The sequence below is a fragment of the Planktothrix sp. PLAVEN19ND genome (assembly GCF_057220675.1).
In genome coordinates this window covers 1,528,864-1,546,745 of sequence record NZ_CM170132.1, presented here as the reverse complement: position 1 = coordinate 1,546,745, position 17,882 = coordinate 1,528,864, and the positions used below count along the sequence as shown (strand labels likewise).

Annotated in this window: 10 protein-coding genes; 3 read left to right on the top strand and 7 right to left on the bottom strand. The window is 37.7% G+C overall.

Going from position 1 to position 17,882, the window contains the following annotated elements; all coding sequences use genetic code 11:
• The first annotated feature begins 85 nt into the window (after positions 1-85).
• Together AC2D3N_RS06550 and AC2D3N_RS06545 are read left to right on the top strand one after the other, a co-directional pair.
• The gene (locus tag AC2D3N_RS06550) at positions 86-1,462 is read left to right on the top strand and encodes a 16S rRNA (cytosine(967)-C(5))-methyltransferase (RefSeq protein ID WP_079679474.1); all 1,377 of its coding nucleotides are present in this window, start codon (positions 86-88) and stop codon (positions 1,460-1,462) included.
• Between the two features lie 14 nt (positions 1,463-1,476).
• A complete protein-coding gene (locus AC2D3N_RS06545; protein WP_484693142.1) occupies positions 1,477-4,227 on the top strand; it encodes a CBS domain-containing protein in 2,751 nt (916 codons plus the stop codon).
• A 134-nt stretch (positions 4,228-4,361) separates the two neighbouring features.
• Here AC2D3N_RS06545 and AC2D3N_RS06540 read toward each other — a convergent pair whose 3' ends face one another.
• The 4 genes from AC2D3N_RS06540 to smpB form a co-directional block, all read right to left on the bottom strand.
• Positions 4,362-6,386 carry a SpoIIE family protein phosphatase gene (locus AC2D3N_RS06540; RefSeq protein WP_079679478.1) on the bottom strand — a complete coding sequence of 675 codons (2,025 nt, stop codon included), beginning with the start codon at positions 6,384-6,386 and terminating at the stop codon, positions 4,362-4,364.
• 15 nt (positions 6,387-6,401) lie between these two features.
• On the bottom strand, positions 6,402-8,051 hold the full coding sequence (locus AC2D3N_RS06535) for an AAA-like domain-containing protein (RefSeq protein ID WP_144017754.1): 1,650 nt from the start codon (positions 8,049-8,051) through the stop codon (positions 6,402-6,404).
• A gap of 278 nt (positions 8,052-8,329) precedes the next feature.
• Positions 8,330-9,733: a class II fumarate hydratase gene (fumC, locus tag AC2D3N_RS06530; RefSeq protein WP_484693141.1), complete on the bottom strand. Its 1,404-nt coding sequence runs from the start codon at positions 9,731-9,733 to the stop codon at positions 8,330-8,332.
• Between the two features lie 189 nt (positions 9,734-9,922).
• Positions 9,923-10,390, bottom strand: a complete 468-nt coding sequence (gene smpB, locus AC2D3N_RS06525; RefSeq protein ID WP_079679482.1) for an SsrA-binding protein SmpB — start codon at positions 10,388-10,390, stop codon at positions 9,923-9,925.
• 216 nt (positions 10,391-10,606) lie between these two features.
• Here smpB and AC2D3N_RS06520 point away from each other — a divergent pair, with 216 nt between their 5' ends.
• The gene (locus tag AC2D3N_RS06520; RefSeq protein WP_484693140.1) at positions 10,607-11,086 is read left to right on the top strand and encodes a DUF6658 family protein; all 480 of its coding nucleotides are present in this window, start codon (positions 10,607-10,609) and stop codon (positions 11,084-11,086) included.
• A 203-nt stretch (positions 11,087-11,289) separates the two neighbouring features.
• Here the strand turns inward: AC2D3N_RS06520 and AC2D3N_RS06515 are convergent, their stop codons facing one another.
• The 3 genes from AC2D3N_RS06515 to AC2D3N_RS06505 form a co-directional block, all read right to left on the bottom strand.
• Positions 11,290-13,569 carry a GAF domain-containing sensor histidine kinase gene (locus tag AC2D3N_RS06515; RefSeq protein ID WP_484693139.1) on the bottom strand — a complete coding sequence of 760 codons (2,280 nt, stop codon included), beginning with the start codon at positions 13,567-13,569 and terminating at the stop codon, positions 11,290-11,292.
• A gap of 100 nt (positions 13,570-13,669) precedes the next feature.
• Positions 13,670-16,690, bottom strand: coding sequence for an ATP-binding protein (locus AC2D3N_RS06510; protein ID WP_484693138.1), 3,021 nt, complete (start codon positions 16,688-16,690; stop codon positions 13,670-13,672).
• A gap of 288 nt (positions 16,691-16,978) precedes the next feature.
• Positions 16,979-17,764, bottom strand: a complete 786-nt coding sequence (locus AC2D3N_RS06505) for a COG4705 family protein (RefSeq protein ID WP_234996695.1) — start codon at positions 17,762-17,764, stop codon at positions 16,979-16,981.
• Positions 17,765-17,882: the final 118 nt, after the last annotated feature.

The window sequence follows — 17,882 nt, the reverse complement described above, 5'->3', positions numbered from 1 at the left end:
TACTTTGGTTTCCTGAAGGGGGTTCATACAATCTTATGAGGATCAATTATTTTCCAATTACCTGGAATTGAATTTGATAATAACTGTGAATAATAATCCACGCCAAGTTGCATTTTTAGCACTCCGAGACATTAACCGACGGGGGGGACTCGCAGATGTGGTTTTAGACCAATGGCTTCGTGAATCTGAGCTATCAGAGATTAACCGACGCTTAACCACAGAATTAGTCTATGGTTGTGTGCGTAGACGGCGATCGCTTGATAGTTTAATCGATTACTTAGCCCCGAAAAAATCCCATCAACAGCACCCGGATATTCGTACTATACTACATCTCGGTTTTTATCAAATTTGCTATCTGAATCAAGTTCCCAATTCGGCGGCGGTCGATACGAGCGTTGAATTAGTTAAACACAATAAATTAACCCATTTTAGTGGATTTGTCAATGGTATCTTGAGACAATATATTCGAGAATCGGAAAAATGTCCGGTAGAAACTGCTAATTCTTTTAACTCTGTTTTTACGCCCTTTAAATTACCCAAAAATCCCATAGAAAGATTGGGAATTATCTATAGCTTTCCTGACTGGCTAATTCAATTTTGGTTAGATACTTTAGGATTAGCAGAAACCGAACAGCTTTGCACTTGGTTTAATCAATCTCCCGCCATTGATTTAAGAATTAATCCCTTACAAACAACTTTAGAAACCGTAGAATTAGAATTTCAATCTCGGGGAATTTCCGTGAGTCGAATTGCGGGTTTACCTCTAGGATTAAGATTAACTGGTAGTATCGGATCAATTAAAGATTTACCCGGTTATAATCAAGGTTGGTGGTCAATTCAAGATAGTAGTGCCCAATGGGTTAGCTATTTATTAGATCCCCAACCCGGAGAAACTATTATTGATGCCTGTGCCGCCCCCGGGGGAAAAACCACCCATATTGCCGAATTAATGCAAGATCAAGGTCAAGTTTTAGCCTTTGATTCTATGAAATCCCGACTCAAGAAAATCAAGCAAAATTTAACTCGATTACAACTTAATTCGATTCAAATTAAAGCGGGCGACGCTCGGAAATTAGAGGGCTATTTCGAGAGCGCAGATCGACTATTATTAGATGCTCCTTGTTCGGGTTTGGGAACCTTACATCGACGGGCGGATGGACGATGGCGACATGATCCTAAAAATATCCAAGACCTGTCTCAATTGCAATTAGAACTCTTAGAAACCACTCAAAATTGGGTTAAACCGGGTGGCTGTTTAGTCTATGCTACCTGCACTCTCCATCCTCAAGAAAATGAAACCATAATTCAAAAGTTTTTAAGTCAACATTCTAACTGGAAAATTCAAACTCCGCCGGAAAGTTTGGGTTTAACTCCTGAATCTGAAGGCTGGATTAAAATTTGGCCCCATAGACAGAATATGGATGGATTTTTTATGGTAAAATTAATTAAAAATCAAACTTAATTATTATTAACTTTATGCACCTAATTTTATGCCATACAACTGTTGATTTTGATGCCTTGGGGGCGGCGGTGGGATTAACTCGAATTTACCCAGGAAGTCGGATTGTATTGGCGGGGGGAAGTCATCCAGCGGTGAGAGATTTTTTAGCCTTATATCGAGATGAATTTGCTTTAATTGAACGCCGATCTGTCAATCCCAATAAAATTCATTCCATTAGTGTGGTTGATACCCAAAGTTGCGATCGCTTAGGAAAAAGTGCCGAATGGTTGAAGTTAGCCAATTTATCCGCTATTAGAATATACGATCATCATCCTGATATCATATCTGATATTCCCGCCACAGAAACCTATATTGAAGAAGTGGGGGCAACTACTACATTAATTGTAGAACTGTTAAGAAATCAACGCCAAAAAACGGTTTTAACCACCGCAGAAGCAACGGTGATGGCATTAGGAATCCATTTAGATACGGGTTCCTTAACCTTTCCCCATTCCACCGCTAGAGATGCCATAGCCCTCGCTTGGTTAATGGAACAAGGCGCTAATTTACCCGTGATTGCCGAGTATGTAGAACCCGGTTTACCCCAAAAATTACAAGAGTTATTAAGTTTAGCATTAGAACAGTTACAAAAATCAACAATTAGAGGTTATACCGTCGCTTGGATTATATTTAAAACCGATGAATATGTGCCGGGGTTATCAACTTTGGCATCGGAATTAATTGATTTAACCGAAAGTGATGCTTTACTCTTAGCTAATCAATATGGCCGGGGAGAAGGAGATCGGTTAAGTATTATTGGACGATCTCGAATTGAAAAAACCAACTTAAATGAACTATTTAAACCCTATGGGGGTGGGGGTCATACCCGGGCGGCTTCCGTGGTTTTAAAAGAAGGCAATTTTATCGAGATTTTGGAACAGTTAGTTGAACAATTAAAAGCACAAATTCCCCACCCACCAACAGCCCTAGAATTGATGTCTTCTCCCGTGAGAACCATTCGCCCCGATACCTCCGTAGAAGAAGCCCATCGGATTTTATTACGTTATGATCATTCCGGTCTTTCGGTAGTAGATGAACAGGATCAATTAGTGGGAATTATTTCCCGTCGAGACTTAGATATTGCCCTGCACCATGGCTTTAGTCACGCCCCGGTTAAGGGCTACATGACCCCCCAATTAAAAACCATTACTCCCGAAACCACTTTACCCGAAATTGAAGCCTTGATGGTTACCTATGATATTGGTAGATTACCCGTTTTACAAGATAAAAATTTAGTCGGAATTGTGACCCGAACCGATGTTTTAAGGTTACTCCATCAACAACAACGGCCTCAAAAATCAGTGTTTAAAGGATGTATTCCTGGGTTGACTTGTACCAGTGTGGAAGAATTATTAGAAGAAAAATTAGCCACCTCCCTATTAGCCTTACTGAATCGTCTATCATTGTTGGCAGAAAAACGGGGCTGGCAAGTCTATTTAGTCGGGGGTGCAGTGCGAGATTTATTGTTAGCAGAATCGGAAACAACGGTATTACTTAATGATATTGATATTGTGGTGGATGGATGTTATAAAAATGCCAATTTTAACCCAGATATTTTATCACCTGTTTCTCCGGCGGTGGAATTAGCACAGGATTTACAAAAACATTATCCCGCAGCAAGATTAGATGTTCATGGGCAATTTCAAACCGCCGCTTTATTATGGCATAATGACCCAATTTTAGATTCTCTTTGGATTGATATTGCCACAGCGAGAACGGAATTTTATCCCTATCCGGCGGCAAATCCTCAAGTAGAAGCGAGTTCCATTCGTCAGGATTTATATAGACGGGATTTTACGATTAATGCCTTAGCATTACGGTTAACTTCTCCCAAGGTAGGGGAATTATTGGACTTTTTTGGGGGAGTATCGGATTTAGAATCTGGAAAAATTCGGGTTTTACACCCCAATAGTTTTATTGAAGATCCGACTCGAATTTATCGGGCGGTGCGGTTTGCAGTGCGTTTAGGATTTGAAATTGAAGCTCAAACACAAGAGTATATTGGTTATGCGATTAGTAGTGGAATTTATGAGAAACAACGGGAAGAAAGTAATAAATCCTTTGACCAAAATCGTCGGGTTCCTGCTTTAGAAACACGGTTAAAAAGTGAGTTAAAATATATTTTACAATCTCCCTATTGGAAACGGTCACTGCAACTTTTAGGGGAGTTAAAAGCATTGCGGTGTATTCATCCTACTTTAGAGTTAAGTCCGCATTTATGGCGACAAATTCGATCTGTAGATCGCTGTTTACAACGCTTCGATCCCCAAAGAACTTTAAACCATTGGGAGGTTCGTTTGGAGGTATTAGTAGCCTATTTATCCCCAGAATATCGGGAAAAAGTTGCCCAGAATCTTCAGCTACAGGCGGAAACGATTGAACGGTTAAAAAGTTTAGAATCCGCTAAAAATCAGATGATTGAAACAGTCTCTAAATCAGAGAAAAATAGTCAGTTTTTTTGGTTATTTAAACCTTATAGTTTATCAATTTTAATTTTAATCGCGGTGCAATCTCCTCGGGAAGTCAGAAAGCGAATTTGGCAATATTTAACCCAATGGCTAGAGGTTAAACCCCCCTTAAATGGTCATGATTTAAAAGCCATGGGATATAAACCTAGTCATCAATTTAAGCAAATTTTGGATGATTTATTAACGCTGACGTTAGATGGTGAAATTGGCGATCGCGCTTCTGCGGAAGCATTTTTACAAGGGAATTATCCGCTATAATAAAAACTTCATATAACTAAAAAATAATTGCGGTTTAATTCTCGTTTTCTTGGGCTTTAATTTTTTCATAAAGACTATCAAAGGAATGCACAAATAAAATTTTATTAGTTTAAAGGGGCAAGACATGATCTGACTTATCTTTGTTTTAAAACAATTAAAGTAATATCATCATAAACCTTATGTTTACCAATATGCGATCGCACATCATCAATCACGGCTTTCCGAATTTCTCCGGCTGTTAAATGCCAATGTTTTTTCACAATTTCACAGAGTCTTTCTAAAGAATAAAATTTACCTTGATTATTTTCAGCTTCCGTAATGCCATCAGTATATAAAACAACACCATCCCTGGGATTTAATTTAATATTAATAGAACCAATAAAATCTGTAATATCCGCTTCTAAACCAATAGGAAATCCTAAATCTATGGTATCAATGGTTTCCACTAGGGGATAACATTCTGGATCGAACTTTGGATCACAGTCTAATGGCGATCGCACTAAAATCATTTCCTCATGTTGACCACAAATACTTAGAAATCCATTATAATAATCTATCAAAGAAAATGTCAAATTTTTATCGGATTTCATCCGTTGAACATTATCATAAATCACTCGATTTAGGGTGGTTAAAAAAATAATTGGATCTGTTTCATTACAGGTAATTAAAGTTCTGACTGCCGTTTGTACCATTAACATTAAAACCCCCGATTCTAACCCATGTCCGGTCACATCTCCAATGCCAATTTTTACCATGCCATTACTATGTTGTAAAACATCATAATAATCTCCTCCAACTTCATCCGCAGGTTCCATATAACCCGCAATATCTAAATGAACAATTTCTGAAAGTTCTCCTTCATTGGGTAAAATCATTGTTTGTAACTGACGAGTCACTTGTAACTCCGCACTCATCCGAATATTTTCTGAGGTTAATTGTTGGTTGAGGGAGGTAATTTCCTGATTAGCTTTCACCAAAGCAAAAGCCATATTATTAAAGGATTTAGCGACTTCTGCTAGTTCATCTTGATTGTCCAGATGTAGGGTTTCATTCATTTCTCCCGCGATCATTTTTTGAGAAGCAATACTCAAACTATTAACCGTTTGCATCACGGATCGATAAAATCCAATAAAGATATAAATTACCATTAATAATGAAATCAGAACTAGGATAGATAAAAAGATTTGTTTGTGCAGAAATCCGTTAATTCGGTGCTGTAATAAAACATCTAATTCATCAATGGTTTTATCCCATAAAATCCAACTTTGTTCTATATTAGCTTCCGCTTCTGTGAAATATTGTTTCATGGGGCGGGTGTCTCCAGTTCTAATTACATCACTCAGTCCATCAGTGAGATTTTTAAGATTATCAGTGAGCAAATTCAAGTCCTGGGTTAATTTGGGTCGAAGATTACCCCCAGAGTCATGATTAAAAGAGACTTCAAATGTTCGTTTGAGTTTTTCATTATAGTCATTTAAAAGTCCTGAAATAGTTGTGATTTCCCAATATTCTTTTTGAGTTAGCTCCTGTTGTTGACGTTGACTAATATCTTGACTAATTAACCGAATATCTGCTAAAATCTTATTGATTTCTGGTAATTTCAAAAGAGTGGCATCCATTAAATAATAAGTATCTAAATCCGGGTCAAGAATTAAGTTGGATTCGTCACCTACTTGAAATCTAAGTTGATTGATTTGCTCTAAAATAACATAATAATAAACTTTTTGAGTCTGTAAACTCCAGATATTATGATTGTCTTGTAACGTTCTCCAACTATCTTTAATTTCTTGAAAAAGTTCTGTTGTTGATAATATTTCTCCTGTTTTTTGATCAATTTCGTCTAAAATTTTAATCTGCTCTTGAATCTCTACTTTAATTTTTTCTAACTGAGTTTTATCTTCAGGACTCAAATTAAGATTAGCCATTAACAATTGAGCTTGATAAACTTTAGGATAGAGTTGGCGCAGGGGACGGAGATAGATATTCCCTAACTTTTCCTGAGCAGCAAAATCAATCAGACTTTGGACTTCCGAAACCAGAAGATATATCATCAAACTCAAAGGAATGATAAAAATACAACTAATTAAAAGAAATTTTTGGGGATATTTGAGTTTGTTAATGAGGGAAATAGCGGGTTGAAAAAAGCTGATTATTTTCATGAATCTTAGATTAAATTAATATTGAAATCGTAGAAATGAACTCAATTTAACTTGATCTTTACCATTTTTTTTCGCTTCATATAGAGCTTCATCAGTTGCTGAAAATAAAGTTTTAATATCCATCGCATCTACACCAGGAATCGCAGTAGCAACTCCTAAACTAATGGTAATAATTGGTACCCGACGGTTTGGCAATTGATCAGTGTTAAAAGGTAGAGCTAAGGTCTTGATATTCTTACGAACAGATTCCGCAATGTACATTGCACCTTTAGCATCGGTTTGAGGGAGAACAATCACAAATTCTTCACCCCCATAACGGGCAACTAAATCAGCCGGACGTTGAACTCCATCACGAATAGCCTGCGCTACGGCCCGTAAACATTGATCTCCGGCTTGATGACCATAGGTGTCATTATAAATTTTAAAATGATCAATATCACATAAAATCAAAGACAATGGGGCAATTTCCCGCATCATTCGTTTCCACTCAATGTCTACGGAGCGATCAAATTGTCTGCGGTTAAAAACTTGTGTCAGGGTGTCAATATAAACTAGGGATTTTAAGAGTCTATTTTCTTCCTGTAGCTGTTTTAAATTAATCGGAGCATTAGGGTTTTCACTAAGAATTTGGGTGCTAAAATAGAGATGATAGAGTTCACAGGATAGTGTACAGTAGTTTTCCTTCAAATTAACAATGCCTAAACTATATAATTGATAGGCAATAATTGGTTCCAGTTGTATACCTATTTTAGAGGTAGCAACCCGTTGCATGGCGATCACAAGTTCGGGTTTGTTATGTAGAAACAGCCAAAGAGATTGTAGGTGTTCTTTGTAAATTCCCTCTAGGGTCGGAGCTTTTTTTAATAAGTCTTCTAGGCTGATTAAATTATTGGCTAGATGATAAATAGCAAGATGCACTAAATAGGGATGTCCCCCGACTAAACAGGTTAATTTTTGAATTTGAGTATCGCTTAAACTTAGGTGATAACGTTCAGCTAGATTTTGAACTTGAGTAACTGTAAATGGGGGAAGTTCAATGGATAATCCAATATTAAAAGGAGATTGATGAATATTTAAAGATATATAAACTTCTGTCGATTGAACCAAAAATAAGTGTAGATTTTTCCAGGCTAGGTTATGTCGGGATTGTTCATACCAAAATCGAATTAAAGGCAGAAAATTTTGACTAATATTTGTATATTCAAATACAATATTTAACTCATTAAAGACTAGGAATAGTGGGCAATTAATTTGTGGGAAAATATAGATTTCAAAATAGAGCGTACAACTCACTTTACTTCCCATATCTTCATCCCAATAATCGTCTAATTTGGGATCAATTTCTAATTTTCGAGCCACATTAATACACAGCCACCGAAGAAATTTATCCGTATTTTTAAAAATTTCTTGATCAACTTGCAAGAAATCAATCAAAACGGTACGGTATCCCAAGGTTTCTGCATAATCTATTAACCTTAACATTAAGGAACTTTTTCCCATTTTTCTAGCGGCTTTGACTCGCAATAAGCTCCCAGATTTTTCAAGTTCCGTATAGGCTAATTCTTCGCTAGGAGAGCGATTAATATAGAAGGGAGAATTTAAGGCGAGAGGGCGGTCAGGAAATATTAATGTATTTTTTGGTAACATTTTGTTTTGTAAAGGCATAAACTATTAGATGAGTTGAGATTAAATCTGGAAATCAAATTAGGTTTAAAAAAAGGATGCTAATTAAAATATAGACTTTAATTAGTATAGATCCTTAATTCTTGAAATTCAATAGATTTCCCCAAATACCAAGCAATAGAAAGCCCACCCGCCGATGATAGGCTAAATCAAAACTAATGTTACAAAAAATACAATTTCTACACATTACCCCCTGTAGAGACGTTGCATGCAACGTCTCTACAGGGGGTAGAGGGATAATAATCAGCTAAAATCACAACTTAGACATCAGGATAAGCCATCTTATAGGGATTGACAATCTGGTCAAATTCTTCACTGGAAATATACCCTAATTCCAAACAAACTTCCTTTAAAGTTAGATCTTTTTCCAGGGCAATATGAGCAACTTGGGCGGCATGATCATAGCCAATTCTCGGGGCTAAAGCAGTAACCAACATTAAGGATTGTTCAACATAGCTGTTAATTTTATTTCGATTAACTTTTAATCCAGTTAATAAGAAATCTGTAAAATTATGACAACTATCAGATAAAATAGCTACCGATTGAATGAAGTTAAAAATGATCATCGGTTTGAACACATTTAACTCAAAATGCCCTTGGGAACCAGCAATAGTAATAGCAGTATCATAACCTATTACCTGGGCGGCTACCATGGTCATCGCTTCGCATTGGGTTGGGTTAACTTTCCCGGGCATAATTGATGAACCGGGTTCATTTTCAGGTAAGATTAATTCCCCTAAACCACAACGGGGGCCACTGCCTAAAAATCGAATATCATTGGCAATTTTCATCAACGAACAGGCTAGGGTTTTTAACGCACCACTGGCCATAACTAGACCATCATGGGCGGCCATGGCTGCGAATTTATTCGGAGCAGAAATAAAGGGTAATCCGGTTAATTGACTAATCTGATTGGAGACTTTTTCTGCAAATCCTTTCGGGGTATTTAATCCCGTTCCCACGGCGGTTCCGCCAATGGCTAATTCATATAAATCGGGTAAAATAAGTTCAAGACGCTTTAAATCTGCATCGAGTTGAGCCACATAACCGGAAAATTCTTGACCTAAAGTTAAGGGTACGGCATCTTGTAAATGGGTTCTACCAATTTTAACAATATCGGCAAATTCATCGACTTTTTTTTGTAACTCATCTCGCATTTTTTTGACACTGGGAATTAACCGTTGGGTCACCGCCATCGCCGCCGCAATGTGCATTGCCGTCGGAAAAGTATCATTAGAAGATTGGGACATATTAACATGATCATTGGGATGAATCGGGGTTTTACTCCCTAAAATTCCGCCGAAAATTTCAATCCCTCGATTAGCAATCACCTCATTAATATTCATATTAGACTGGGTGCCACTTCCGGTCATCCAAACCTTTAAAGGAAAGTGATCATCCAGTTTGCCATCAATCACTTCATCGGCGGCTTGAACGATTAATTGAGCCTTGTCTGCGGGGAGTTTTCCTAATTCTTGATTGGTGATAGCCGCGGCTTTTTTCAGAATGCCAAAGGCGGTGATCACTTCTTTGGGCATTAAGTCATTGCCTATATTAAAATAATAGATAGAACGTTGAGTTTGAGCCCCCCAATAGCGATCGCTTTTCACCTCAATTTCTCCCATACTATCGCGTTCTTTGCGGGTCGGTTGTTCTGTTGTCATGTTCAGAGTTCTCCCAATTCTAGGCAATTCACTATATTACTCGATTATAAATCTTAAAACCGACTCCCCCAACCTCTTTTCAATGTGAGGGACGGGGGAGAATTTAAGATTAACAATTTCTCTTTCCTAAACCTGGGGTAGAGAGATTACCTGTTTTTCACCTAAGACCAAAACTGCCTAAAACCCAATTTAATACCGTTTCATTGCCCTTTCCATCGCCCGTTTATCATCTTTTTGACGAATATCATCCCGTTTATCATGGAGTTTTTTGCCTCGGCCAACGGCAATATCAACTTTCACCCGTCCTCCCTTGAGGTACATTTTTAGGGGAACTAATGTTAACCCCTTTTGTTCGACCTGTCCCAATAGTTTATTAATTTGTTCTTTATGCAGCAATAATTTGCGGGTGCGCCGAGGATCATGGTTAAAATAAACACTGGCCTTCTCAAAGGGTGAGATATGGGCATTTAATAGCCAGGCTTCACCCCCCCGAATTAAGGCATAGGCATCTTGCAGGTTGACTTTACCCGCCCGAATCGATTTGACTTCCGTTCCCTCAAGGGCGATGCCCGCCTGATAGGTCTCTAAAATCTCGTAAAGATAGCGGGCTTTGCGGTTGTCGCTGACAATTTTATATCCTTCGCTGTTTTTAGTCATGTTTTCAATTTAGCAAATTATTGGGTTGAACATCTAAGGGTTATGATTAATTATAGCAATTTGCGACTTTTTTTAACCGAAATGAATAGAAAATAAGTTAATTAAATCAACTAATATATTCCTTGCGCTAGAGGGTAAAATAATTGATTTCTTTTAAACTGAGTGAGCAATAAAGGCAAATTCAATTAATTTAATCAAAGTTTAGGAATCATCAAAATGCAGAAATTAATTCAAGCTCTAAGGTCTATATCCTTCAAAAATATTTTAGGTGTTTTTTTTGCCGGATTATTAATGTTGATCAGTACCGCTTGTAGTAATAATCCTCCCACGGCTGAGTCATCGGCAGAGGGCAGTCCCAATCAAGCTAAGGGATTAACCAGTGAACTTCCTAGCCCCGTTAAATCTAAGCAAAAAGCGGATATGTACGCCTATAACAACACTGACCAAGATATCGTGGAACGGGTCAAAGATGTATCGGAAAAAGTTAGTAACTCTGCCAGTGAAATGGCAGGGGATTTGATGAAAGGAAGCCAAAAGAACATTCAGAAGGCCGAAGATAACACCAAACAAGCCCTAAATCAAGTCCAGAAGGCGGCGGAAAAAACCTCAACGGATATTAAACGCCAGGCTTCTAAAGGCGCTGGAGAAGTCAAAGATAAAGCCGGAGATTTTCAACGGCAGATCCAAAAATCCTGATCAATTGGCTAAATTATCGACTTAGTTGCCATATCTATCTAAAGGCAGATGTGTCCACAAATCCCATAGAGTTAGATTGTAACAACTATCGCACGTTCTCAATTCGCGCTTTCCCCAGTCAACCAAAAGCTGGGGATTTTTCATCACTTTTTCTCGTTTCCTATTCCCTATTCCCCCTTCCCTGCTATAGTTGTTTGAAGCGTTCAGTCCCCCAAATTTTGATTAATTGGGATTAGGATAGTGAATTCTGCTCCTTCTCCGGGTTTAGAATTGCAACTCATCTGACCCTGATGACGTTCAACAACAATTGAGTAACTAATCGATAGACCCAAACCCGTCCCACTACCGACGGGTTTTGTGGTGAAAAAGGGATCAAAAATTCGTTGTAGCACTTCTGAATTCATTCCTAAACCATTATCTGCAATCGAAATTTTAACCTGATTATCTTGTGTTTTATGGGTGGAAATGGTAATCATGGGGGGATAATCAGCCTGATTCATCAGATGGCGACGATGTTCTAAGGCATCAATAGCATTACTAATAATATTCATAAAAACTTGATTCAGTTGCGAAACATAACAGTTCACTTTTGGCAGTTGACCATAGTTTTTAATCACTTCAATTTCCGTACTGTGGGTAGAGCCTCGGAATCTAGTTTGTAAAATCATTAAGGTGCTATCAATCCCTTCATGAATATCAACAGGTTTCATTTCGGCTTCATCCAAACGGGAGAAGTTTCGCAAACTCAAAACAATATTCCGAATTCGTTCGGCTCCGACTTTCATTGAAACTAATAGTTTTTGTAAATCTGTGACCAAAAAGTCTAAATCAATCTCGGAAATGGTTTCTGTAATTAAAGGTTGAGGTTGAGGATATTCCTGTTGATAGACTTGAATCAGTCGGAGTAAATCTCGAACATATTCACTGGCGGGGGTAAGATTTCCATAAATAAAACTCACGGGATTATTAATTTCATGGGCGACTCCGGCTACCATTTGTCCTAGAGAGGACATTTTTTCGCTTTGAATTAATTGGGCTTGGGTATGTTTTAGTTGGTTTAAAGTTTGTTCTAAACGTAAATTTTTCTCGTTGAGTTGTTGGGTACGTTCTTGAACTTTATTTTCCACGGAGGCATATAACAGGGCATTTTCTAAAGATACCGCCGCTTGGGAAGATAGTAGACTTAAAACTTCAATTCGTTCTGAAGTAAAGGCTCCGGCTGTTAGGTTGTTTTCTAAATATAAAATTCCTAAAATTTTGCCCTGGCTAATAATCGGAGTACATAAAATAGATTTAATTTTATGCTTATTAATATAGGGATCATGAGTAAATTGCCCTTCTAAAGTAGCATTCATTAAAACCACATCTTGACCCGTTCTTTCCACATAATAAATAACAGTTAAAGGTAAATTAGAGCCATTTTCAACATTGATTTTAGGATGAACAATAACTTCTTCGTTATCCGTTGAAGCCTCCGCTTCAATTACTAATTTATCATCGTTGTATAAAATTAAAAATCCTTTTTGCGCCCCGGCATTTTCAATCACAATTTTCATTAAGTTGGCTAATAATTTCTCTAAAACAATTTCTCGCGAGATGGCTTGAGAAGCCTTAATGACCGTGCTTAAATCTAACAGTGCTAAACTACTACCATGGGAGGTACTCAGGGTAACTGATTCCACTTCAAATAAAGCTGGTTTAAGGGTGGCTAAATATTTGAGTTGAGGATATTGGGTTTCTAACTGTTCGACTTTACGAACTGCACCCCAGCGTTGATAGCTATAATAGGCTTCTCGCAGGTGAATATTGGCATATTTGGGTTTATGATGATTCATCCAAAATTTAGCCGTGAGTTCGTGACTGAGGGCAACATTTTGAATAAATCCGGCTTCCTGTGTCGTTGATATTGCTTGTTCATATAAATCAATAGCTTCAAAGGAACGTTGAGAAATCCGAGCCAATTCTGCTTCGACTAAAAGATATTTAGATAGGAAATTGCTGGGACAGTTATCTGACCAAGTTTTAATTTTTTCCTGATTATTTTTAATCTTTTCTAAAAACTGCTGTTGTTGCGATTCTGAAACTCTTTCTAAATTTGCAATTAAAATTAAAGAGGAATAAAAATAATATTCTGTGACGGGAATTAACCCTAGAATAAATTGGAGTAATTCTTCGACTTCTAAGGTAAGTTTTAAGGCTGATTCTACCTCACCATATAGGTATAGAACTTGCAGTTTATAAATTTTGTAAAGACATAGAGAATAGAATTTCTGATTTTGTTGGCTACTCTCCAGATAATCAGCTTCTGTGATTTCTGGAGCGTCAAAAGATAAGAAATCCGGGGTTTCACCGATTAAATTCAGCAGAATTCCTCGGAGTCCTGTTAAGGTATCAATCACTAGATGATTGTCAGTTTTATAGGCGAATTTTAAATAGTTTTTAACTTCAATTAAAAACTTAGGCAAGTTTACACCCTGCGCCATTAAATTTAGAGATTGATTATTTAATAAATAACCAGCATATTGCAAATCTCCTGAGTCTAAAGCGGATTGATAACCTTCATGACCTAAAGCATTTGAATTCTTAATCGGTTTCTAACCAATAGTTGAGACAACTAATTAAGGATGCAGATACTTTATAGACGGGATAATTCCACTTTTTATTCAGTTTTAAAGCCAATTGACCTAACTCATAGGCGGTTTGATATTGATTAAAAATGGTAGCAACTAGAATCCCATAGGTCGCATAGAAAAATCCAGATTCTGGAGAATATCCCGATTTGATCGCAACTTTTACACCCTTGAGAATCACCACTGTCCATAAACTAGGATTACTGACATAGGCGGAGGGGGCTAAATTATGGAGAATTTTTAAGGTGATTTTTTTCTCGGGTTCAACAATTGGGTTTTGCTCCAAGAACGTCGATAGATTATTAATATTGATCAATTTTTGTAGGGACTCTAATTCCTGGGGAATGACCGTTTGTAGATTTTCCGTGGGTAAATCCAAGCCAAATAAAGCTAAGGCTTTAATGCCAGCACTGATAGAGGCTTCATATTTTAATTGTAAGGTATATTGAATTAAAAGTAGATTATAAACTTCGGCTTTTTCTAAAGTAGACTGAGACTGTTTTAAAATTAATTGAATTAGGGTTTCACTTTCGGCAAAATTTCCATTCAGATATTCTATCTCGGCTAGTTCTCGATACAATCCAAAGGTTAAAGAATAATGTTCACCCCAACTATTATCGGGTAGAACTCCAATTCCGGCGATTAAATATTCCCGGGCAGCACCATAGGCGGTGGCATCCTTAGCTTTTTTTCCCGCTTCTAAGTTTAAACTGGCTAATTGTAGTTGTTCTTGTTCATCGGTAATTAAAGATCGACCCACATTCAGGTGATCGACTAAATCAAATACTTTTTCTAACCAATATTGGGGCGGTGTATTAGCTAATAGTAACCGACCGATAGTTAGGTGAACCGATTGTTTTTGAGAGTCTGCAATTAAGGAATAAGCAGCTTGTTGAACGCGGTCATGGAGAAATCGATAATTCAGAACTAGATAGGGATTAATTTGTTCCGGTTCCAAATTATCGGCATCTAGTAGGGGTTTAATTAAACCTTCTTTTAAAGCGGGTAATAAATCTTGGAAGGTATCAACGGATTCCTTACTATAAATTAAGGATAAGGTATTTAAGTCAAATTGATTCCCCACACAGGCAACTAATTGTAAAACCTGTTGAGTTTTCTGGGGGAGTTTTTGGAGCTTACCAATCATCAATTCAACGACATTATCCGTGATATCTAAGGCTTTAATTTCGGCAACATTCCATTGCCAAGCAATTTTTTCCGAGTTAAAATTTAGGAGTTTTTCTTGATATAAAGTTTTGAGAAATTCATTCACAAAAAATGGATTTCCCTCCGTTTTTTTGATCACTAATTCGGCTAAAGGGAGAACGGTATGGCGATCGCTATGAAGGGTATCTGCCACAAGTTCTGTCACCTGTGCCAAATTTAAGGCGGTGAGATGAATTTCATGAATTAATCCTTCCGAACCCGCTTCTGGGGTAAAAGATTCGGATTTTAACCCTTCTAACATCATCATTAAAGGATGGGTGGGACTGACTTCGTTATCCCGATAGGCTCCAATTAAAAATAAATATTGGGTAGCATCATCCGTTAACATTAATTTGATTAATTTCAGGGTGGCAGAGTCAGCCCACTGTAAATCATCAAGAAAAATAACTAAGGGATGTTCTGGTTGACAAAACAGACGAATAAAGTTCTGAAAGACCAAATTAAACCGATTTTGAGATTCGGCTGCACCCAATTCTAATACCGCCGGTTGCGGGCCGATAATTAGTTCAATTTCGGGAATTACATCAATAATAATTTGTCCATTCGGCCCCAAAACTCTTAATAATTTTTCTCGCCATTGATCTAACTTCTCTTGACTTTCACTCAAGAGTAATCTGGCTAATTCAGACAAGGCATTTACCAAAGCAGAATAGGGAATACCGCGTTGAAATTGGTCAAATTTCCCGCTAATAAAATAACCTTTTTTTTCAACAATTGATTTACAAATTTCTTGGACTAATACGGATTTTCCAATCCCCGAATATCCGGCAATTAGCATAATTTCGGTTTTGCCTTGACTCACCCGGTCAAAGGCTTGAATTAGGGTATCAATCTCATTTTCTCGGCCATAGAGCTTTTGGGGAATCTTAAACTGATCGGAAATATCCTGCATTCCCAAGGCAAATTCGCTAACAGTTCCTGTGGCTTGAACTTGTTTAAAACTATCTTCTAAATCAGCTATTAATCCCCAGGCACTCTGATAGCGTTCTTCGGGGGTTTTAGATAGTAATTTCAGGACAATTCGAGAAATAATTGGGGGAATTTCTGGGTTGATTTCATGGGGAGGAATCGGTTGTTTTGCCAGGTGGGCGTGAACTAACTCCATCGGATCGGTGGTGGGAAACGGAACCTGTTGGGTTAATAATTCATAGAACGTTGCTCCCAAGGAATAAAAATCCGTTCGATAGTCTACTGACCGATTCATTCTTCCGGTTTGTTCGGGAGAAATATAGGGGAGGGTTCCTTCTAAATTTTGCGGGGGATGGAGCCGTAAAGATTCCTGAGTTAATCCACTAGAAATACTAAAATCAATTAATTTAACCTGTCCGGTGGCGGGATTAAAAACAATATTAGACGGGTTAATATCTTTGTGAATGAGGTTAGCTGCATGAATTTCTCGTAATCCTTGGGCAATTTTAATCCCGAGGGTTAAAAATCCTAATAGAGTAAATTTCTGAGTAGCTAACAAGATTTTTAACGATTCTCCGCCAAAATCTTCTAAGGTCATGACTAAAGTATTTTGGTAGGTTTGAAGTTCATAAACTTTAATCACACTGTTCAAATTAAAGTTGCGCAGGATTTTATATTCTCGCTCATATTTTTGAATATCAGATTGGGGCGGAAATTCCCCCTGTAGCACTTTTAAAATCACGGGAGAACGATCCTGTTCCCGGATGGCTCGGTAAACAACGGAGTTAACACTTTCGTAGATTTGTGCTAAGATCTGATATCCTGGCAAGGCAATCATGTTTGTTTCCTTCTGCACTGATTTAGGCTGAGTTGGTTAAGCTTTGGTGATCAATCAGAATGTTAATATACCTAAAAAATAATTATTGATACAACCTGAAAATATAGATTTCGTTATTAATTTAAGGTACTGAACCCAGATCAGTCTGATCGGTTAACGGTTGCTCTCAGAGAGAACTAGAAATATAGGATAACACGGCAAGGGGAAAACGAGTATGGCTTTCCTTTGCCGTGTAAAAACAGCCTTTCTTGATATTAGGACTTACCCAAGGACAAAATAATTGTATTGTTACTCATTATTAGATAGCTTCGCCCAGGTTATTCCTCTATGCTTGAGGGTTGTGTACAGAATACAGGCTGCCAGTATTGATAAAAGAACGATGGATGAGCCGATGGTTCCATAACCGAGGCCACCTTTTTCGTGAGATTTGGTCAGAAAATCTCCCAAGGTTGCACCAAAGGGTCGGGTGAGAACAAAGGCAATCCAAAACAACGCAACTTTGGAGATGTCGGTAAAATAATTCGCTGCTAACACCAAGCCAATCAAACTACCAATTAAGAGTGCCCCTCCGGCAAAGCCGAGACCGGAACTATCGGCAAGAAAATCCCCCAAAGCCGTACCTAAAGTATTTGAAATGAGAATAGCAGTCCAATACAATATTTCAACTTTAAGGGTATTGATATTGTTAACGGATAGAGTGCCAAAACTAAATTTCCAGAACGCAAAAATAGCTAAGAGAATGGTAATTAAAATTAGAGATCCCGTGGCGTAGCCGAGCCCTAACGTCCGATCCATGTAATCTGATATCGTTGTACCAGCGGTGCTAGTTGAAAGGATGACCGTCCAATACAATAATGGGTTATAGCTTTTCGATACTAATTGAATCACAAGAGTGACTAAAAATATCCCAATCAAGATCAAAGAACTAGCCGCATAGCCCACATTAAGTGTCATGGATAAAAGATCACCTGCTGTTTCTCCCAAAGTCGTTGCACATATTTTCATAATCCAAAAGAGTGCAGTGATATGGGGGATTTTACCCATGCCTGTCCCGACTTGCTGTTGAGCAACCATACTATTAATAAATAATCTCAATTGTTAATCTTATTATTCTGTCATATTCATTGTGAAGCGGGCTGTTTTCTAAGTAAACTCTTACCTGAATTGTTTCCGACTTAATCCGGGATTAAAA

Coding starts and splice junctions, on each gene's coding strand:
- AC2D3N_RS06545 (WP_484693142.1), top strand. CDS start 1,477: ATGCACCTAATTTTATGCCATACAACTGTTGATTTTGATGCCTTGGGG.
- AC2D3N_RS06540 (WP_079679478.1), bottom strand. CDS start 6,386: ATGAAAATAATCAGCTTTTTTCAACCCGCTATTTCCCTCATTAACAAA.
- AC2D3N_RS06535 (WP_144017754.1), bottom strand. CDS start 8,051: ATGCCTTTACAAAACAAAATGTTACCAAAAAATACATTAATATTTCCT.
- fumC (WP_484693141.1), bottom strand. CDS start 9,733: ATGACAACAGAACAACCGACCCGCAAAGAACGCGATAGTATGGGAGAA.
- smpB (WP_079679482.1), bottom strand. CDS start 10,390: ATGACTAAAAACAGCGAAGGATATAAAATTGTCAGCGACAACCGCAAA.
- AC2D3N_RS06520 (WP_484693140.1), top strand. CDS start 10,607: ATGCAGAAATTAATTCAAGCTCTAAGGTCTATATCCTTCAAAAATATT.
- AC2D3N_RS06515 (WP_484693139.1), bottom strand. CDS start 13,569: ATGGCGCAGGGTGTAAACTTGCCTAAGTTTTTAATTGAAGTTAAAAAC.
- AC2D3N_RS06510 (WP_484693138.1), bottom strand. CDS start 16,690: ATGATTGCCTTGCCAGGATATCAGATCTTAGCACAAATCTACGAAAGT.
- AC2D3N_RS06505 (WP_234996695.1), bottom strand. CDS start 17,764: ATGGTTGCTCAACAGCAAGTCGGGACAGGCATGGGTAAAATCCCCCAT.